The organism is Streptomyces sp. NPDC031121, from assembly GCF_055570615.1.
Genome location: NZ_JBVIGV010000015.1, coordinates 20430 through 39010, shown reverse-complemented (window position 1 = coordinate 39010; position 18581 = coordinate 20430). Strand labels below are relative to the sequence as shown.

Genomic DNA, 18581 nt, shown 5'->3' with positions numbered 1-18581 from the left:
CGCCGGCCGGCCGCCGGCGCCCCCGGACCGCTCAGCTCCCCGCGGCCGCCTGCCTGACGAGCGTCCGCCCGAACTCCCACATCAGCCCGCCGCCGTCGTGCGCCTCGTCCATGACCTCGCGGAAGGCCACGACGAACCGGTCGACGTCCGCCTCGTCGATCACCAGCGGCGGGATCAGCTTGATGACCTCCAGGCGGTCCCCCGACACCTGGGTCAGGATCCGGTGCCGTCGCAGCAGCGGCACCACGACCATCTGCGCGAAGAGCCCCTTGCGGGCGGCCTGGAGCACCGTCCACCGGCTGCGCAGCCGCAGCGAGGACGGCCTCCCGAACTCGATGCCGATCATCAGCCCGCGCCCCCGCACCTCGTGCAGCAGCTCGTAGTCGCCGACGAGCGCGGCCAGCCGCCCGCGCAGCAGGTCGCCCGTCGCACGGGCCCGGTCCACCAGCCGCTCGTCCTCCATGACGGACAGCACCGCCAGCCCGGCGGCCATCGCCTGTGCGTTGGAGCCGAAGCTGGCGGAGTGGACGAGCACCCGGTCCATGGACGAGTACACCTTGCGGAAGATCCAGTCCCGGCCCAGGGTGGCGCCGACGGGGACGTACCCGCCCGACAGCGCCTTGGCCACGCACACCAGGTCCGGCTCGACGCCCGGCTCGTGCTGGTACGCGTAGAAGTCACCGGTACGTCCGATGCCGGTCTGCACCTCGTCCGCGATGAGCAGCGCCTTGTGCCGGTGCAGCAGCTCCTGGGCCGCGGCCAGGAAGCCCGGCGGGGCGGCGTGCACGCCCTTCCCCTGGATCGGCTCGACGACGAACGCGGCGACGTCCCCGCGCCGCAGCTCCCGCTCCAGGGCGGCCAGGTCGCCGAGCGCGATCCGGGTGTCCGGCAGCAGCGGCGCGAAGCCGTCGCGGAAGCCGCGCTCCCCGTTGACCGACAGGGCGCCGGTCGTCAGCCCGTGGAAGGCGTGGTCGCAGTAGAGGACCCTGGGCCGCCCGGTGGCGTACCGGGCGAACTTCAGGGCGGTCTCGACGGCCTCGGTGCCGCTGTTGCCGAAGAAGACGCGGTCCAGGTGCGGGCTGTACGAGAGCAGCCGCTCCGCGAGCAGGCCCGGCAGCGGCGGGCAGTCGAAGCGGGTCAGGTCGGCGAGTCCGGCGTCGAGGACGTCGTGCAGTGCCCTGCGGACCACGGGGTGGTGGCGGCCGAGCCCCATGACCCCGAACCCGGCCAGCATGTCCAGGTGGTCGTTGCCCTCGGCGTCCCAGAAGTGGGCGCCCTCGGCCCGCTCGTAGACCTTGTCGAAGCCGATGGTGTGCAGCATGCGGGGCAGCTGCGGGTTGAGGTGGCGCGCGTGCAGCTCGTACCGCTCGGCGCCCCGCTCGGCCAGCAGCGCCCGCAGGTCGAAGCCGGGGCCCGCGCCCGGGCCCGGCCCGCGCACGCCGCCCGCCTCCGGCGCCTCGGTCATGCCCGGCCGCCCCGGCTGCCGCCGACCGTCTCGCGGGCCGCGCGCAGCGACTCCTTCAGCGAGCCCATGGTGGCGAGGACGGCGGTCGGCTCGTAGCCGCAGTGCGCCATGCAGTTCGCGCACCGCGGGTCCTTGCCGCGGCCGTACTTGCTCCAGTCGGTCTCCTCGACCAGCTCCCGGTAGGTGGGCACGTACCCGTCGCTCATCAGGTAGCAGGGGCGCTGCCAGCCGAAGAGGGAGTAATTGGGAATGGCCCAGGCGGTGCAGGGGAAATCGGCCCTGCCCTCCAGGAAGTCCAGGAAGAGGGGCGAGTGGTTGAGGCGCCAGCGGCGGCGGTTTCCGCCTGCGAAGGCCTTTCTGAAGAGTTCTCTGGTCTGGTCGACGCCCAGGAAGTGCTCCTGGTCGGGTGCCTTTTCGTAGGCGTAGGCGGGCGAGATCATCATTTCGTCGACCTGGAGGTCGTCGTTGAGGTAGTTCAGCACCTCGATGACCGTCTGGGGGGTGTCGGTGTTGAAGAACGTCGAGTTCGTCGTCACCCGGAATCCGCGCCTCTTCGCCTCCTTGATGGCCTCGACGGCCTCGTCGAAGACGCCTTCCTTGGCCACGGACTCGTCGTGGCGTTCGCGCAGCCCGTCGATGTGCACGGCGAAGGCGAAGTAGGGGGACGGGGTGAACTTCGCGATCTTCTTGCGGAGCAGCAGCGCGTTCGTGCACAGGAACACGTACTTGCGGCGGGCGACCAACTGGCGCACGATCTCGTCGATCTGCGGGTGCATCAGCGGCTCGCCGCCCGCGATGGACACCATCGGCGCCCCGGACTCCAGGACGGCGCCGACCGCCTGGGCGACCGGCATGCGCTGTTTGAGCACCCCCGCCGGGTGCTGGATCTTCCCGCAGCCCTCGCAGGCCAGGTTGCAGGCGTAGAGCGGCTCCAGCTCGACGATCAGGGGGAACTTGTCGCGCTTGCGGAGCTTCTGTTCGATCAGATAGGTCCCGACCCTGATGGACTGTCGCAGCGGCATGGCCATCTGGCTCACCTCCTGGGGAGCGGCGAAGAACGGTGCCAGTCGTGAAAAGCAGGCAGTAGGGCACGCAGTACACGGAAGGCCGATATTCCACCGCGCAGGGTGCCGATGCGGACGAGCTCGTGCTCCGGGGCGTCCACGACCACCCGGACGGCCGCAACGGGGCGGATCCCGCCGTCCGCGCCGACGGCTTGGGTCGCCGCCCACAGGGTGGCGGCCGACTCCATGTCGACGCCGATGGCGCCGCCGGCGCGCAGCCGGGCCCGCTCCTGCCCGCGGACCACGTGGTCGGAGCCGGTGAGGACCCCGGTGTGCACGGTGCGGCCGGGGGCGGCACGGGCCAGCGCCTCCGCGAGCCGGGCGGCGCCGGTGCAGGCGACGGTCCCGCGGGGGTCGCGGGCCTCGTCGGCGACGACGAGGTCGCCGGGGTGCATGCCGGGGACGAGCCCGGCGCAGAACCCCGTGGCGAGGACGGCCGCCCCGGCCAGCTCCGGCGCGGCGAGCGCCCGTACGACGGCCCGCTCGGCGGCCCGCGGCCCCATCCCGGTGCGCAGGACGGTGGTGCCGGGCGGCGCGCCCCGCCCGCCGCCGAGGGCCGCCCGCTCGATGCGCAGGGCGCAGGCGACGAGCAGCGGGGCCGCCCCGGGGGGCCCGGGCCGGGCGGGCATCAGGGCGTCCCGGGCGCGAAGGGCTCCCCGTACAGGTAGCGGCCGAGGGCGGTGAGCGGGAACACGTGCCGGTAGAGGTGGTAGTTGATGGAGAAGTCCCAGGGGAAGCCGGTGCCGGTGAAGTGCGGCTCGTCCCAGGTGCCGTCGGGGAGCTGGGTGCGCACGAGGTGGGCGATGCCGCGTTCGACGGCCTTGCCACCGCGCTCCCCCGCGGCCAGGAGCGCCATCAGCGCCCAGGCGGTCTGCGAGGGGGTGGAGGCCCCGCGTCCGGCCCAGGTGCCGGGGTCCTGGTAGGAGCGCTGGTCCTCGCCCCAGCCGCCGTCGTCGTTCTGCACGGACTCCAGCCAGGCGACGGCGCGCCGCACGGCGGGGTGCGCGGCGGGGATCCCGGCGGCGGCGAGGGCGGGGAGGACGGAGCCTGTGCCGTAGACGTAGTTGGTGCCCCAGCGGCCGAACCAGCTCCCGTCGGGCTCCTGCCGGTCGAGGAGCCAGGCGATGCCGCGGCGGGTGCGGGGGTCGCGGGCGCGGCCCTCGGCGGCGAGCATCTCCACGACGTGGGCGGTGACGTCGGCGGAGGGCGGGTCGACGACCTCCCCGAAGTCGCAGAAGGGCAGCCGGTTGGGCAGGGTGCTGGTGTTGTCGGCGTCGAAGGCGGCCCAGGCCCCGTCGCCGGACTGCATGCCGAGGGTCCAGGTGACGGCCCGGTCGACGGCGGCGTCGAGGCGGTCGGGGTCGGGGTGGGCGACGCGGCGCAGGGCGAGGACCACTTCGGCGGTGTCGTCGATGTCGGGGTAGTTGTCGTTGTGGAACTCGAACGCCCAGCCGCCGGGGGCGAGTCCGGGTCGGCGGACGGCCCAGTCGCCGGTGCGGGTGATCTCCTCGCCGAGCATCCAGTCGGCGGCCTTGACGAGGGCCGGGTGGTCGGGGGGCAGGCCGGCGTCGGCCAGGGCGATGGCGGCGAGGCAGGTGTCCCAGACCGGGGACTGGCAGGCCTCGACCATGCGGACGGGCGCGGGGGCGCCGGGGAGGCCGTCCGGGCCGGGGGCGGTGTCCTCGCGCCAGACGGCGAACCGGTCCAGGGATTCCAGGCCGGCCCGCATCACCGGGTGCCCGAGGTCGTAGCCGAGGAGGTGCAGGGCGATCAGGGAGTAGACGGCCGGGGGCTGGATGCCGCCCCAGCAGCCGTCGTTCTCCTGCCGTTCGATGATCCAGCGGGCGGCGGTGTCCATGGCCGCCTTGCGCAGCGGGCGGGGCGCGAACCGGCGGTAGAGGTGCAGGGCCCGGTCCATGCGCTGGAACAGGCCGTCCACCGAGCCGAGGGGTGCGTACCTGCGCGGCGGGACGGGCCGGCGCGCGTCGGTGTGGAGTTCGTCCAGGGCGAAGGGCCCGGGGCGGACGGGGCGGAGCGCGGAGACGATGGTCAGCGGGACGATGGTCTGCCGGGCCCAGCAGCCGAAGTCGTAGATGTTCAGCGGCACCCAGGGCGGCAGGAAGACCAGTTCGGGCGGGAGTTCGGGCAGGTCGTCCCAGCTCCACCAGCCGAAGAGGGCGAGCCAGATCCGGGTGAAGACGCGGGCGGCGGCGATGCCGCCGTGGGCGCGGATCCACGCGGAGGCGCGGGACATGTGGGGCGCGTCGGGGGCGTCGCCGGCCAGGCGGAGGGCGACGTACGCCTCGACGGTGGCGGACAGGTCGGGCGGTCCTTCGTGGAAGGTGGCCCAGGCGCCGTCGGCGCGCTGGCCGCCGCGGATGTGGCGGGCGGCGGCCGCGGTGGTGGCCTCGTCGCGGATGCCGAGGAACTGGCGCAGCAGGAGGTCCTCGGCGTCCATGGTGACGTTGGTCTCCAGGTCGCCCTTCCACCAGCCGGCCGGGTCCTGCCGGTCGAGGAGGTGGCGCACGGCCCGCGCGGCGGCCTCGTGGACGTCGGGCGGGCCGGCGGGGTGCGGGAGGGCCGCCGCGGTGCGTGCGGGGGCGGTGCGGCCGGCCCCGTCGCGGCTGCCCGTGCGGGGGCCGGCGCACAGGCCGGTGCGGGCCGCGCCGGCGGGCGGCGGGGCCGTGGTGGTGTCCTCCGGATCGGCGTCCCGGGAGCCGGTGCCGTCGGTCGTCGCTGTCATGGCTTCCCCTTACGTGCAGTGGCTTCTGCTGTGCTGGGGTCTGCCGTCGGCCGGCGCCGCTCAGGTGGGGGCGCCGGCCGGCGACTCGCGCGTCATATCCGGACCCGGGTGACGAGGGTGGCGGTCACTTCTTGCGTACGACGACGAAGTCGGCGAGGGCGACCAGCTGGTCGCGGACCCGCTGGGGCATGTCGACGCCGTCGAGGGCCCGGATGGCGACGGCGTGCTGGCGGCGCGCCTCCTCCGCCGTCCAGGCGCGTCCGCCGGCCGCTTCGATGAGGGCGGCGCGGGCGGCGAACTCCTCCTCGGAGAAGTTCTCGAAGTCGTTGCTCTTGGCGTCGGCGGCGAGGAGTTCGCCGAGTTCCTCGGCGGCGGGGCCGCCCGCGGCGAGCGCGGCGACGACCGGGAGGGACTTCTTGCGCTGGCGCAGGTCGCTCCAGGTCTGCTTGCCGGTGGACTCGGGGTCGCCCCAGATGCCGAGGAGGTCGTCGACGGCCTGGAAGGCGAGCCCGAGGTGGTAGCCGTACTCCTCCAGCTTGTCGGCGGTGCGGTCGTCGGCGCCGCCGAGGACGGCGCCGATGGAGACGGCGCAGGCGAGGAGGGCTCCGGTCTTGTTGCCCTCCATCTCCAGGCACTCCTCGACGCTGACGCGCTCGCGGTGCTCGTAGGAGATGTCCTGCGCCTGCCCGTCGATGAGCTTGCGGGTGGCGGTGGTCAGGCGGCGGGTGGCGCGGCCGGCCTCGACGGTGCCGAGTTCCAGCAGGACCTCGTTGGCGAGGGCGAACAGGGCGTCGCCGACGAGGATGGCCTGGGCGGGGCCGTGGACCTTCCAGACGGTGTCGCGGTGCCGGCGCTGCTCGTCGCCGTCCATCAGGTCGTCGTGCAGCAGCGAGAAGTTGTGGACGAGTTCGACGGCGACGGCGCCGGGGATGCCGACCTCGGCGGGGGCGCCCGCGGCCTCGGCGGACAGCAGGGCGAGGGCGGGTCGGACGGCCTTGCCGCCGTCTCCGTCCGCCGGGTTGCCGTGGGCGTCGATCCAGCCGAAGTGGTAGGCGGCGACGGTGTCCATGGGTGCGGCGAGCCGGTCGACCGCGGCGCGGAGCACGGGGGTGGACAGCGTGCGCCCGCGCTCCAGGAGGGCGAGGGTGTCCGCCGCGGCCGCCTCCGCGGCTCCCTTGCCGGCATCCGTGTTCTCGACAGCCGGGTTCCCCGGGTTCACTGGCTCTCCTCTGTTTCCTGTGCGTGCTGCGCTGCCGTTCGTGCTGATGATCGTCATGCCGCCTCCGTCAGGGGGTGGGCGCGGTGGCGGCCGAGCGCGGTGAGCGCGGCGTGCGCCGCGTCCCATCCGCTCCGGACGGCACTCTCCATGGTCGCGGGCCAGCCGGTGGCGGTCCACGCACCGGCGAGATAGAGGCCCGGCGTGTCGGTCCGCGCACCGGGGCGGAGCCGGCCGACGCCGGGGGTGGGGGCGAACGTGGCGGTCCGCTCCCGGGTCACGAAGAAGTCCCGTACCTTCGCGCCGCGTGCGGCGGGCAGCAGGCGCTCCAGTTCGGGGAGGTACTTGGCGCGCAGGACGGACACCGGCTCGTCGATGTCGTCCTGGGCGGCGGACTGGGACACCGCGAGGTACTGGCCGCCGTCGGGCAGTCCGGAGGAGTCGGTGCGGTCGAAGACCCACTGGACGGGGGTGCCGAGGGCGGCGAAGAACGGCTGCCGGAGCACCTTGCGGTCGTAGACGACGTGGACGTTGAGGATCGGCGCGGTGTCGATGTCGAGGAGCCGGTCGGGGTCGGCGAGGGCGCCGGGCGGGAGGAGTGCGTGGGCCTCGCGCTGGGGGACGGCGAGGACGACGGTGTCCGCGTCGAGGGTGCCGTCCTCGGTGGCGACCTGCCAGGTGCCGTCCGCGAGGCGGGTGACGGCGGTGGCGCGGGCACGCAGTCCGGTGTGCACGCCGGCGGCGTCGAGGGCCTGGCGGGCAAGGGTGTCGTGGAGGTGGCCGAGGGGCACGCGGGCCCAGCCGATGTCGGCGGAGCCGTTGCCGGAGAGCAGGCCGGTCTTGAAGACCATGGCGGCGAGGCCGAGGGAGGCCCGGTCGGCGGTGGCGTTGAGGGTGGCGACGCCGATGAGGTCCCACAGGGCCTCGACGGTGCGCGGGCTCTGCCCGTGGCGGCCCAGCCAGGTCGCGAAGTCGACGCCGTCGAGGGCCGGGTCGGCGGGGTCGAGGCGGCCGAGTGCGAGGGCGGCGCGGCCGACTCCGGCGCGTTCGGCGGGCGTGAGGTGGGGGTAGCGGGCGAGGGAGGCGGCCAGGTGCAGGGGGACGGGCAGGGCGTTGCGGCGCAGCCGGCCGAGGCGGGGGCCGCGGGGGTGGGCGACGTCGAGGACGGGGACGTCGAGCCGGTCCTGGAGGGGGGCGAGGGCGGCGCCGCCGACGCGGTCGAGGAACCACCGGTAGGCGGTGCAGCAGCGGAGGTAGACGTGCTGGCCGTTGTCGACGGTGAGGTCGCCGCGCTTGAAGGAGAACGCGAGGCCGCCGAGCCGGGGGCGGCCCTCCAGGAGGGTCACCCGCAGGCCGGCGTCGGCGAGTTCCAGGGCGGCGGTGGTGCCGGCGAGGCCGCCGCCGACGACGACGGCGCGGCGGCCGGCGCCGGGGTCCGGGGAGCCGGTCGTGGGGGTCATCGGATGCGCCTCCGCGTGCTCTGGCGGGTGATGGTCCGCGCGTCGAGGCCGGACAGGCCGCGCACGGCGACGTACGCCTTCTCGTGGGTGGGCAGGGAGACGCGGCCGCGCAGGACGGCGTCCGGTTCGCGTTCGATGCGGTCCAGGAGGCGGCGGTAGATGCCGGCCATCGCGGCGACGCAGGCTCCGCTGCGGCGGTCGAGGAGCGGCAGCAGCCGGTAGCCCTCGGCGAACAGGGTGCGGGCGCGGCGGACTTCGTGGTGGACGAGGCCGGCGAAGTCGGCCGAGGCGGGGAGCCGGCCGGTGCGGAAGTCGGCCGGGTCGCAGCCGAACTTGGCGAGGTCCTCGGCGGGCAGGTAGGTGCGGCCGTTGCCGGCGTCCTCGCGGACGTCGCGGAGGATGTTGGTGAGCTGGAGGGCGAGGCCGAGGGTGTCGGCGTACGCGGAGGCGTGCTCGGCGCGCGGTCCGGCGGCGTCGGCGGTGCCGAAGACGCCGAGGGAGAGCCGTCCGATGGCCCCGGCGACGCAGCGGCAGTAGGCCTTCAGGTCGTCCCAGGTGGCGTAGGTCTCGCCGCGGACGTCCATGAGGACGCCGTCGATGAGCTCGTCGAGTCCGCCGAGGGGGATGGGGAAGCGGCGGGCGGCGTGGGCGAGGGCGACCGCGACGGGGTCGGTGTCGTCCTCGTCGACGGCGCCGGAGCGGACCCTGCCGAGGAGGGCGCGGGTCTCCTCCAGGCGGGCGTACTTGGCGTCGGGCGGCAAGGGGCCGTCGCCGATGTCGTCGACGCGCCGGGAGAAGGCGTACAGCGCGGACATGGCCTGGCGCTTGTCGGCGGGCAGGAGCCTGATGCCGTAGGCGAAGTTGCGCGCCTGCGTGCCGGTGACGGCCTCGCAGTAGCTGTAGGCAGCCTGGACCTGCGCGGACGGCGCGGTGGTGTGTGCGGAACCCTCCACGGTCGGGCTCACCCCTTTCTCGGCGCGGTGCGCAGGACGGCGGCCACCTCGCGGAGCAGGCCGCTCCTGGTGGGCTTGGGAGGGCCGGGAAGGACGTCGAAGCCGGCGTCGGCGATGGCGCGCAGGGCGGCGCGGCCGCCGCCGGTGAAGCCGGCGAGGAGCAGGCGCAGGCGTCCGCGGACGCTGCCGACCAGCGGGGTGCCCTCGTCGAGGAGGTCGCGGGCGCGGGCGGCCTCGTGGGCGATGAGGGAGCGGACGGAGGCGCCGGCGGTCGCGGCGGCGAGGTCGCTCTCGCCGACGCGGAAGCGGCGCATGTCCTCGGCGGGGAGGTAGATGCGGTCGCGGCCGAGGTCCTCGGAGACGTCCTGGAGGTGTTCGACGATCTGGAGGGCGGTGCAGATCGCGTCGGACCGGCGGATCCGCTCGGGGGTGGAGGTGCCGGTGAGGGAGAGGACGAGCCGGCCGACGGAGTTCGCGGACAGCTCGCAGTAGGCGAGGAGGTCGCCGTACGTCGCGTAGCGGGTGGTGTGCTGGTCCTGGCGGTTGGCCTCGATCAGGGCGAGGAACGGCTCGGGGGTGAGGCCGTGGTCGTGGACGACGGGCCGCAGGGCCGCGAGGAGCGGGTGGCGGGGCGGGGTCCCGGCGCCGAAGACGCGCCGCAGGTCGGCTTCGAGGGCGTCGAGCATGGCGGGCCGGTCGTCCGCGGCGGCAGGGTCGAGGCCGAGGAGGAGGGCGTCGCGGCCGCCGGGTGCGAGGTCGCCGTCGCCGATGTCGTCGACGAGTCGGGCGTATCCGTAGACGGCGGTCAGCCCGTCGCGCCAGGCGCGCGGGAGGAACGCGGGGGCCACGGGGAAGTTCTCCGCCCGGGCCTTGTCGAGGGTGGCGCTCGTGTGGGCGTCGGGGGCCGGGGCCGGCCGGGGACGGATGCCGTGCGCCGGGGTCACCGCCCGCCGCCCGCGGCGGGGACGGCCGTAATGCCTGGGGGCCGGAGAATTCCCGTAGCCATTGCCGTCATATCTCCCGTTCTACACTGCCGACCCAATGCATCCTATTTCGGACACGCCGCCGGACTTTCCCCGGGGCGCCCCAGGCCGTTCACCTGCGGGGAATCGTCCCCTCTTGCCGCGATTCAGGACCGCCCCAGCTTACGCTGTACAACGCCGCGGAACGCTCTGGGGTATTCACAGCGCCACCGAATGTCGGCCGTGAATGCCCCGCACCGCGCGGGGACATGCGAGGACCCCCGCCGCTCGGCGCGGCGGGGGCCCCATGCCGTCACGGTCAGTGACCGGACGCCTTCTCGTATGCCGAGACCACCTCTTCGGTGGGCCCGTCCATCAGGAGTTCGCCCTTCTCCAGCCACAGGACGCGGCTGCAGGTGTCGCGGATCGACTTGTTGTTGTGGCTCACCAGGAAGACGGTTCCGGCCTGCTGGCGCAGCTCGCGGATCCGCGCTTCCGAGCGCACCTGGAACTTGCGGTCGCCGGTGGCGAGCGCCTCGTCGATCATCAGCACGTCGTGGTCCTTGGCCGCGGCAATGGAAAAGCGCAGGCGCGCGGCCATGCCGGAGGAGTACGTGCGCATCGGCAGGGAGATGAAGTCCCCCTTCTCGTTGATTCCGGAGAAGTCGACGATGTCCTGGTACCGGTCGCGGATCTGCTCCCGGCTCATGCCCATGGCCAGGCCGCCGAGGACGACGTTCCGCTCGCCGGTGAGGTCGTTCATCAGGGCCGCGTTGACGCCCAGCAGCGACGGCTGGCCGTCGGTGTAGACCTTGCCGGACTCGCAGGGCAGCAGGCCCGCGATGGCGCGCAGGAGGGTCGACTTGCCGGAGCCGTTGGAGCCGATGAGGCCGATGGCCTCGCCGCGGTACGCGGTGAAGGACACGCCGCGCACGGCGTGGACCCGGCGGACGCCGGGCGCGTCCCCGTTGCCCCTGCGGAGTATCTTGCTGAGCGCCGCCGTGGCGCTGCCCCGGCCGGAGCTGCCGGTGTTGACGCGGTAGACGATGTGCACGTCGTCGGCGATGACGGTGGGGACGGAGCCCCTGTTGTTCTCAGCCACGGCCGTAACGCTCCTCAGCCTTCCAGAAGTACACGAAGCCGCCGAGGCCGATGACGACGGCCCAGCCGACGGCGAAGGCCCAGACGTGCGGCGGGAGGTTCTCGCTGCCGTAGCCGTCGATCAGCGCGAAGCGGATCAGGTCCATGTAGATCGCCGCGGGGTTCCACTGCAGGACGTCCGCGATCCACGCCGGGCGGTCCTTGAGCATCTCGTTGATCGAGAACATGACGCCGGAGGCGTACATCCAGGTGCGCGTCAGGAACGGCATCAGCTGGGCGAGGTCCGGGGTCTTGGCGCCCATGCGCGCGAAGATCAGCGCGAGGCCGGTGTTGAAGACGAACTGGAGCACCAGGGCGGGGATCACCAGCAGCCACGACAGCGAGGGGTAGCTGCCGAAGATGACCGCGACGACCAGCACGACGACCATCGAGTACATCAGCTGCTGGAGCTGCTGCATCGAGAACGAGATCGGCAGGGAGGCGCGCGGGAAGTGCAGGGCGCGGACCAGGCCCAGGTTGGACGGGATGGCCCGCACGCCCGCCATGAGCGAGCTCTGTGTGAAGGTGAAGACGAAGATGCCGATGACGAGGAAGGGGATGTAGACCCCCTTCTCCATGCCGCGGCCCGCGTTCAGGATGAGGCCGAAGATCAGGTAGTACACGAGCGCGTTGAGCAGCGGCGTCGCCACCTGCCACAGCTGGCCGAGCTTGGCCTGGCTGTACTGGGCGACCAGCTTGGCGCGGGAGAACGCCATGATGAAGTGGCGCCGCTCCCAGAGCTGCCGTACGTAGCCGGGCAGGCTGGGCCGGGCACCGCTGACGGACAGGCCGTACTTCCTGGCGAGCTCGGCAGGGGTCAGCCCCGCGTCTTCGGACGGCGGCTTGCTCGTGGCGAGGGCGCCATCCTGGGTTGTGTCACTCACAAGTTGAAACTTTCCGTCTTCACGATGCGGCAGAGGCGGACCACGGACGAAAGGCGCTCTGTCCCTGGTCGCGCCATGTTCTCAAACGCCAGCGTGTCAGATGACAGGCGGTCGACCCAGCCGGGTCAGCCGCCAGACCGTACGCCACCTCATCGGGCGCCGGGGACCGCAGGGGGTGGTCCAGCCCTCCCTGAAGCCGCCGAACCACGCCTTGAGCGCCGGCCCGGAGGGCCTGCGCAGGAGCGTCAGCAGCAGCCAGACGCCCACGTAGACCGGGACGAGCGGGGCGGGCAGGTTGCGGCGGGCGAGCCACACCCTGTTACGGGCCACCATACGGTGGTACACCGCGTGCCGGGAGGGGGCGGTCGCCGGGTGCAGCAGCACCATGTCCGCCCGGTAGTCGATCATCCACCCGGCGTCGAGGGCCCGCCAGGCCAGGTCGGTCTCCTCGTGGGCGTAGAAGAACTCCGCCGGGAGGGTGCCGACCTGCCCGAAGACCGCGGTCCGCACGGCATTCGCGCCGCCGAGGAACGTGGTCACCCGGGACGACCGCATCGGGTCCGAGGCGCGCAGCCGCGGCACGTGCCGCCGCTGCGTGGTGCCGGTCTCCGGATCGGCGATGCGGAAGCTGACGATGCCCAGCCGGGGGTCCGCCGCGAAGGCGCGGCGGCACAGCTCGGCGGTGTCGGTGCGCTCCAGCAGCCCGTCGTCGTCGAGGAAGAGCAGGATGTCGACGTCGCTGCCGCCCGGGCCGAAGGCCTCGATGCCGACGTTGCGGCCGCCGGGGATGCCGAGGTTCTCGGGCAGGGCGACGGTGCGGACGCCGGCCGCGGGGTCGGCGAACCCGGCGGGGTCCACGCCCTGGCCGACGACGACGACCTCGACCGGGTCGCCCTCCTGGCGGGCCACGGAGTCGAGGAGCGCCTTCAGCTCGTCGGGGCGGTTGCCCATGGTGATGACGACCGCGCCGACGCGCAGCGGGGCGCTCACCGCAGCCTGCTCGACGCGAGGACGGACACCAGGTGGAGCACGGTCTGGAGCAGCGCGATGCCGGCCAGGACGGCCACGCCGAGGCGGGAGAAGTACAGGTCGCCCTGCATCTGGTCCAGCACGGCCAGCACGAGGATCAGCAGCGAGGCCTCTATGCCGAGGATGAGGCGGTGGAACTTGAGCGCGGCCGCGGCCCGGCGGGCCAGTGCCATGCCGGAGGAGCGCGGCTCGGCGGCGGCCTCCTTGACCGGGGGCAGCCCGCCCTGGTGCCGGGCGACGCCGACCAGGTCGGTCTCCGCCTTGATCAGGATCGCGCCGAGCGCGGCGAGGGTGCCGAGGAAGGCCCACAGCCAGTCGATCCGGCCGCCGCCCCACAGGTCGGCGGCGCGCAGGCCGAAGCCGACCAGGACCGCCGCGTCGCACAGGTAGGCGCCCACCCGGTCCAGGTAGACCCCGGAGAGGGAGTACTGCTTCTTCCAGCGGGCGACCTCGCCGTCGACGCAGTCCAGCAGCAGGTACAGCTGCACGGCGACCACGCCGAGGACGGCGCCCCAGACGCCCGGCACGAGCAGCGCGGGCAGCGCGAGGACGCCCGCCAGGGTCATCACGTAGGTCAGCTGGTTCGGCGTGACCTTGGTGGTGACCAGCAGGCGGGTGATGCGCAGCGAGACCTCGCGCATGTACAGGCGGCCGCCCCAGTGCTCGCCGCTGCGCCGGTCCTTCACGCCCTCCGGGTGAACGACGGGCCGGAGCTCAGCTACGGATGGTCTTGGCATAGTCGGCGTAAGCGTCCCTGATATCGGCGGCGGACAGGTTGCGGTGCTCCAGGATCGTGAAACGCCCGGGGCGGGTCTGGGGTGCGTACTCGACCGCGGCGACGAACTCCTCCGCGCTGAAGCCGATCTCCTCGGGGAGCACCGGCAGGCCGTGGCGGCGCAGCACCTCGGCGAAGAGCCCGGCCTGCTCGCCGGCCCCGCGCAGGTGCATCGCGAAGGCGGCGCCGAGGCCGACCTGCTCGCCGTGGAGCGCGGAGCGCCCGGGGTGGAGCAGGTCGAAGGCGTGGCTGATCTCGTGGCAGGCGCCGGAGGCGGGGCGGGTGTCCCCGCTGATCGACATGGCGATGCCGGTCAGGACGAGGGACTCGGCGAGGACGGTGAGGAACTCGTCGTCGCCGCAGCCGCCGGGGTGGCGCAGCACGGCCTCGCCGGCGGTGCGGGCCATCGCGGCGGCGAGGCCGTCGACGGCCTCGCCGTTGACCTCGTGCGACAGCTCCCAGTCGGCGATGGCGGAGATGTTGGAGAGGGCGTCGCCGATGCCGGCGCGGACGAACCGGACGGGTGCCTGCTTGATCACGTCGAGGTCGATGACCATCGCGATCGGGGTGGGCACGCCGTAGGAGCCGCGGCCGTTGTCGTTGTCGAGGGTCGCGACCGGCGAGCAGATGCCGTCGTGGGAGAGGTTGGTGGCGACGGCCACCATGGGCAGGCCGACGCGCGCCGCGGCATACTTCGCCACGTCGATGATCTTGCCGCCGCCCAGGCCCACGACGGCGTCGTAGCGGCGGCCCTTTATGTCGTCGGCCAGCTTGACGGCCGAGTCGATGGTGCCGTCGACAACCGCGTACCAGTCGGCGTGCGGCAGCACCGGCTCCAGCTTGGCGCGCAGCACCTGGCCGGAGCCGCCGCTGATGGCGATCGCCAGCTTGCCGGACGCGGAGATCCGCTGGTCGGCCAGGAGGCCGGCCAGGTCGTCCATCGCGCCCCGGCTGATGTCGACGACGACCGGGGAGGGGATGAGCCTCGTCAGTACTGGCATGCGATCGTCCGGCCCTTGGCGAGGTCGTCGTGGTTGTCGATCTCCACCCACCTGACGTCGCCGATGGGGGCCACGTCGATGACGAAGCCGTCGTTGACGAGCTGCTGGTAGCCGTCCTCGTAGTAGAGGTCCGGGTCGCGCTCGAAGGTGGTCTTCAGGGCCTCGGCGAGGGCCTCGGCGGCCTCCGGCTCGATGAGGGTGACGCCGATGTACTCGCCCGTGGCGTCGGACGGCTCCATCAGCTTGGTGATCTTCCGCACGCCCTCGGCGCCGTCGACCACGACCTTCATCTCCTCGTCGGCCAGGTTCTTGACCGTGTCGAGGGCGAGGATGATCTTCTTGCCGTCGCCGCGGGCGGCGAGGAGGGTCTCCTCCACGGAGACCGGGTGGACGGTGTCGCCGTTGGCGAGGATCACACCGCGGCCGAGGACCTCGCGCGCGCACCACAGGGAGTAGGCGTTGTTCCACTCCTCTGCCTTGTCGTTGTCGATCAGCGTGATCTTCAGCCCGTACTTGGCCTCCAGGGCCTCGCGGCGCTCGTAGACGGCCTCCTTGCGGTAGCCGACGACGATCGCGACCTCGGTGAGGCCCACGGCGGCGAAGTTGCCGAGGGTCAGGTCGAGGACCGTCAGGCTCTCCTCGTCGCCTTCGGGGCCGACGGGCACGAGGGCCTTGGGCAGGGTGTCGGTGTAGGGACGCAGGCGGCGTCCCGCACCGGCAGCGAGGACAAGGCCGATCATGCTGGTTCTCCTTCGTCGTGTACGGCGGGTGCCCCGGAGGAAACCCAGAAGCGGATGCTCTCGGCGAGCACCACGGTTGCCACGGACACGGCCAGGGCGGTGAGCGCGAAGCGGAAGTCCGCGGCGCGCGTCGCCAGGACGGCGGCCAGGACCGCGGTCAGCAGCACCCGGCCGTCGTGGCCGCCGATCGCCCGCACGAGCCGGTGCGGGGGCGCGCCCGCGTTGCCGCGGATGCGGTAGACCGTGTCGTAGTGATGGTAGGCGACCGCCGCGACCAGTCCGAATGCCGCCGGAAGGGCTCCGGGGACGTCGGCCTTGGCGGCCAGGATCAGCACCGTGGTGTACTCGGCGGCCCGGAAGACGGGCGGGATCAGCCAGTCGAGGGCCCCGGCCAGGGGGCGGGCGACGGCCACCCCCGCGAGCACCGCGTAGCCGGCGGCGGCCACCGCGGTCTGCCAGGCGCCGAAGGGCTGCGCCCAGGCCGTCCACAGCAGCCCGGCCGAGCCGGCCACGGCGGCCGCGAGCCCGGCGGCGGGCGCCGTACGGCCGAGGACGCGGCCCGCGGCGCGGGCGGTGAGCTCGGCGACCGGGCCGGTGTCGGCCAGGTCGGCCAGGGCCCGGGCGGCCCGGTCGGTGCGCCGGGCCTTGCGGGTCAGCGAGCGCAGCACCCGGCCGGCGGTGGTGTAGAGCGCGCCGAACGCGCAGCCGGCGAGCAGGGCGTAGAAGACGATGCGGGGGGTGGTGAAGGCCGTCAGGACGGCGATCATCGCCCAGCGCTCGCCGATCGGCAGGATGATCATCCGGCGGATCCAGACGGTCCAGCCGACGCTGTCGAGCCGGTCGGAGAGGGCCGCGGTGGGGCTGGTGTTCGCGGTCGCGTCGTGGTTGGCCTCGTTGAAGGCGAAGTCCACGACGTGCCGGCACGTCATGAGGATCATCGCGCCGAGCGCGAGCCCCCACACGTCGTCGCCGCCCCGGGCGGCGCCCAGCGCGAGGCCCGCGTAGAAGGAGTACTCCTTCGCCCGGTCGAAGGTGGCGTCGAGCCAGGCGCCCATCGTCGAGTACTGGAGCGAGTAGCGGGCCAGCTGCCCGTCGGTGCAGTCCAGGACGAACGAGACGAGCAGCAGCACGCCCGCGGTGACGTAGCCCCAGCGCTCGCCGGTGGCGGCGCAGCCGGCGGCGACGAGCGCGGTGGCCAGCGAGGCGGTGGTGACCTGGTTGGGGGTCAGGCCGCGACGGGCGCACCAGCGGGCGAGGTAGCGCGAGTAGGGGCTGATGAAGAAAGTGGTGAAGAACCCGTCGCGGGACTTCACGGCGGAGCGCAGGCGCACCGCCTCCTCGTCGACGGCCGCGACGGCGGCCTCGGCGGCCTGCCGCTCCGCCGCGGTCGCGGGGACGGCGGCGACGAGGCTGCCCAGCTCGGGCCGCTGGACAGGCGTTCCGGAGGCCTCGACGGCGGCGGCGAGCCGGTCGGCCCAGGGGCCGTCGCCGGCCTCCGTTTCGGGGAGGGCGGCGGCCTTGTCGAGGGCCGCGCGCGCGGCCGGCTGCACGGTGAGGGCGCCGGTCGCGGCGCAGGCGTCGAAGCGCGGGTCGGTCAGCGCGAGCCGCAGCGCGTGGACGTGCCCGACGAAGGCGCTGTCCACGACGGCCACCCGCTGGTCGGCGGGCACGGCGGCGAGGACTGCGGCCGCGTCCGCCGGGCCGGCCGCGGTGCGGACGTCGAAGCCGAGGGAGCGCAGCTCGTCCGCGAGCGGTGATCCGGGGACCGGCAGACCGGTGAGGATGACGGTCGACAGACGAACTCACTCCTTGCGGCGATCACGGCGGCAGACGCCGCACGGGGGCGCGGCAGCACGTCGGCAGAGGCTATCGGATGACGGGAAGCACGGGCTCACCACCCGTTTGGCTCCCCGGGGGCCGGCGGCCCCCGGTGTCCGGGCGGGTCGCGGCACTGGGCGCGATCATCATCGGTGATCGCACCGAGGTGCGACAAACCCCCGGATGTTAAAGTGGGGCGGCTCACGCCGGCTCCGGTCGGCGGAGCGGCAGGAGGCGGTCCCGCACCGGGCGGACCGCGACGAGGAGCGGCCGTCCTTCGCGGGCGGGCGGGCACCGGTACGGATCGGCCGAGCGGCCGGCGTACGGGTCCGGGATGTTCGGGAGGTGGGTTGATGGCCGTCGCAGCGGTCGCTGCCGTGCGCAGCGAGCTCCGGTTCACCCCCCTTTCCCTGCGGGTGCCCGGCCGGGCCTGATCCCACCGATCCGGCCCGTCGGCGGGTGCCCCCTTCCCTTCGAGGGTTCACGTTGACAGACCGTTCCGGTTCTCCTTCCGACCACTGCACCCACGCCGAACTCGTGGAGGCGTTCTTCGCCCTTCACGCGGGCCTGCCCCGGCAGGCCCCCGGCTCCGACGCCACCACCCGGCACCTGCTGTCGCTGTGCGGGCCCCTGCCCGAGCGGCCGCGGATCCTGGACCTCGGCTGCGGCCCCGGCCGCAGCGCCCTCCTCCTCGCGCAGGAGGCCGGCCCGGGCGCCGAGGTGACAGCCGTCGACCTGCACCGCCCCTTCCTCGACGAGCTCCGCTCCGCCGCGGCGGAGCGAGGGCTCGCCGACCGGATCCGCCCCGTCGCGGCGGACATGGCCGCGCTCCCCTTCCCCGCCGGGTCCTTCGACCTGGTGTGGGCGGAGGGCTCGGCGTACATCCTGGGCTTCGACGCCGCGCTCGCGCGGTGGAAGCCGCTGCTCGCATCCGGCGGCACCCTCGTGCTCACCGAGTGCGAGTGGACCGCCGAGGAGCCCTCCGCCGGGGCGCGCGCCTTCTGGGACCCGCGCTCCCCCCTGCGCCACACCGCCCACAACATCGCGGCGGCGCAGGCGGCCGGCTACCGGGTCCTCGGGGTGCACCTGCTGCCCGACTCCGACTGGGCGGCGTACTACGGGCCGCTCGCCGAGCGGATCGCCGGGGCCGAGGCCCGCGCCCGGGCGGGGGGCGCCCCCGGGGCGGCGGCCGCCGCCGCGCTGGCCGAGGCCCGCGAGGAGATCGCCGTACGCTCCCGGCACGCCCGCGAGTACGGCTACACCGGCTACGTCCTGCGCCCGGCGCCGTCCGGCGGGTAGGCCGGGGCGGGGGCGGCGCGGGCGGGGGTTCC

15 protein-coding genes and 1 pseudogene are annotated in these 18581 nt (G+C 73.8%); 1 reads left to right on the top strand and 15 read right to left on the bottom strand.

The genetic code is table 11. The features are described from left to right. Nucleotides 1–31: 31 nt before the first annotated feature. The 15 genes from ACZ462_RS26115 to ACZ462_RS26045 all read right to left on the bottom strand — a co-directional run bounded on the left by ACZ462_RS26115 (nucleotide 32) and on the right by ACZ462_RS26045 (nucleotide 17228). Nucleotides 32–1465 (bottom strand): aspartate aminotransferase family protein, encoded by a 1434-nt coding sequence (locus tag ACZ462_RS26115; protein ID WP_467805412.1) that lies wholly within the window; start codon nucleotides 1463–1465, stop codon nucleotides 32–34. Continuing rightward, nucleotides 1462–2493: an adenosyl-hopene transferase HpnH gene (gene hpnH, locus ACZ462_RS26110; RefSeq protein ID WP_467805410.1), complete on the bottom strand. Its 1032-nt coding sequence runs from the start codon at nucleotides 2491–2493 to the stop codon at nucleotides 1462–1464. The genes ACZ462_RS26115 and hpnH overlap by 4 nt, the downstream gene beginning before the upstream one ends. A gap of 5 nt (nucleotides 2494–2498) precedes the next feature. Beyond that, nucleotides 2499–3158, bottom strand: a complete 660-nt coding sequence (locus ACZ462_RS26105) for a phosphorylase family protein (RefSeq protein ID WP_467805409.1) — start codon at nucleotides 3156–3158, stop codon at nucleotides 2499–2501. After that, a complete protein-coding gene (shc, locus tag ACZ462_RS26100) occupies nucleotides 3158–5272 on the bottom strand; it encodes a squalene--hopene cyclase (protein WP_467805407.1) in 2115 nt (704 codons plus the stop codon). Before shc ends, ACZ462_RS26105 begins: the two co-directional genes overlap by 1 nt. 124 nt (nucleotides 5273–5396) lie before the next feature. Next, nucleotides 5397–6491 (bottom strand): polyprenyl synthetase family protein, encoded by a 1095-nt coding sequence (locus ACZ462_RS26095; RefSeq protein WP_467805521.1) that lies wholly within the window; start codon nucleotides 6489–6491, stop codon nucleotides 5397–5399. A gap of 53 nt (nucleotides 6492–6544) precedes the next feature. Continuing rightward, on the bottom strand, nucleotides 6545–7948 hold the full coding sequence (gene hpnE, locus ACZ462_RS26090) for a hydroxysqualene dehydroxylase HpnE (protein ID WP_467805406.1): 1404 nt from the start codon (nucleotides 7946–7948) through the stop codon (nucleotides 6545–6547). Beyond that, nucleotides 7945–8913: a presqualene diphosphate synthase HpnD gene (hpnD, locus tag ACZ462_RS26085; protein ID WP_467805405.1), complete on the bottom strand. Its 969-nt coding sequence runs from the start codon at nucleotides 8911–8913 to the stop codon at nucleotides 7945–7947. Before hpnD ends, hpnE begins: the two co-directional genes overlap by 4 nt. Next, entirely contained in the window at nucleotides 8910–9845 is a 936-nt protein-coding gene (hpnC, locus tag ACZ462_RS26080; RefSeq protein WP_467805404.1) for a squalene synthase HpnC, read from the bottom strand. The genes hpnD and hpnC overlap by 4 nt, the downstream gene beginning before the upstream one ends. Nucleotides 9846–10182: 337 nt before the next feature. Continuing rightward, complete coding sequence (locus ACZ462_RS26075) at nucleotides 10183–10965, bottom strand: ABC transporter ATP-binding protein (RefSeq protein ID WP_467805403.1); 783 nt, start codon at nucleotides 10963–10965, stop codon at nucleotides 10183–10185. Further along, nucleotides 10958–11887, bottom strand: a complete 930-nt coding sequence (locus tag ACZ462_RS26070; protein WP_467805402.1) for an ABC transporter permease — start codon at nucleotides 11885–11887, stop codon at nucleotides 10958–10960. The genes ACZ462_RS26075 and ACZ462_RS26070 overlap by 8 nt, the downstream gene beginning before the upstream one ends. Before the next feature lie 96 nt (nucleotides 11888–11983). Beyond that, on the bottom strand, nucleotides 11984–12877 hold the full coding sequence (locus ACZ462_RS26065) for a glycosyltransferase family 2 protein (RefSeq protein WP_467805401.1): 894 nt from the start codon (nucleotides 12875–12877) through the stop codon (nucleotides 11984–11986). Then, nucleotides 12874–13653, bottom strand: coding sequence for a CDP-alcohol phosphatidyltransferase family protein (locus ACZ462_RS26060; protein ID WP_467805400.1), 780 nt, complete (start codon nucleotides 13651–13653; stop codon nucleotides 12874–12876). Before ACZ462_RS26060 ends, ACZ462_RS26065 begins: the two co-directional genes overlap by 4 nt. Further along, a complete protein-coding gene (locus ACZ462_RS26055; protein WP_467805398.1) occupies nucleotides 13631–14692 on the bottom strand; it encodes an iron-containing alcohol dehydrogenase family protein in 1062 nt (353 codons plus the stop codon). The genes ACZ462_RS26060 and ACZ462_RS26055 overlap by 23 nt, the downstream gene beginning before the upstream one ends. Continuing rightward, a complete protein-coding gene (locus ACZ462_RS26050) occupies nucleotides 14680–15432 on the bottom strand; it encodes a phosphocholine cytidylyltransferase family protein (RefSeq protein ID WP_467805397.1) in 753 nt (250 codons plus the stop codon). Before ACZ462_RS26050 ends, ACZ462_RS26055 begins: the two co-directional genes overlap by 13 nt. After that, nucleotides 15429–17228, bottom strand: coding sequence for a DUF5941 domain-containing protein (locus ACZ462_RS26045; RefSeq protein WP_468252970.1), 1800 nt, complete (start codon nucleotides 17226–17228; stop codon nucleotides 15429–15431). Before ACZ462_RS26045 ends, ACZ462_RS26050 begins: the two co-directional genes overlap by 4 nt. Nucleotides 17229–17787: 559 nt before the next feature. On the opposite strand from ACZ462_RS26045, the pseudogene ACZ462_RS26040 reads away from it, so the two are divergent. After that, nucleotides 17788–18534 (top strand): annotated as a pseudogene (locus ACZ462_RS26040) (SAM-dependent methyltransferase); the annotation flags it as partial. Nucleotides 18535–18581: the final 47 nt, after the last annotated feature.

What these genes read in the sequence shown, in the direction of transcription:
- hpnE (WP_467805406.1), bottom strand. Translation starts at nt 7,948, where the DNA reads ATGACCCCCACGACCGGCTCCCCGGACCCCGGCGCCGGCCGCCGCGCC.
- ACZ462_RS26115 (WP_467805412.1), bottom strand. Translation starts at nt 1,465, where the DNA reads ATGACCGAGGCGCCGGAGGCGGGCGGCGTGCGCGGGCCGGGCCCGGGC.
- hpnH (WP_467805410.1), bottom strand. Translation starts at nt 2,493, where the DNA reads ATGGCCATGCCGCTGCGACAGTCCATCAGGGTCGGGACCTATCTGATC.
- shc (WP_467805407.1), bottom strand. Translation starts at nt 5,272, where the DNA reads ATGACAGCGACGACCGACGGCACCGGCTCCCGGGACGCCGATCCGGAG.
- ACZ462_RS26060 (WP_467805400.1), bottom strand. Translation starts at nt 13,653, where the DNA reads ATGCCAAGACCATCCGTAGCTGAGCTCCGGCCCGTCGTTCACCCGGAG.
- ACZ462_RS26055 (WP_467805398.1), bottom strand. Translation starts at nt 14,692, where the DNA reads ATGCCAGTACTGACGAGGCTCATCCCCTCCCCGGTCGTCGTCGACATC.
- ACZ462_RS26105 (WP_467805409.1), bottom strand. Translation starts at nt 3,158, where the DNA reads ATGCCCGCCCGGCCCGGGCCCCCCGGGGCGGCCCCGCTGCTCGTCGCC.
- ACZ462_RS26050 (WP_467805397.1), bottom strand. Translation starts at nt 15,432, where the DNA reads ATGATCGGCCTTGTCCTCGCTGCCGGTGCGGGACGCCGCCTGCGTCCC.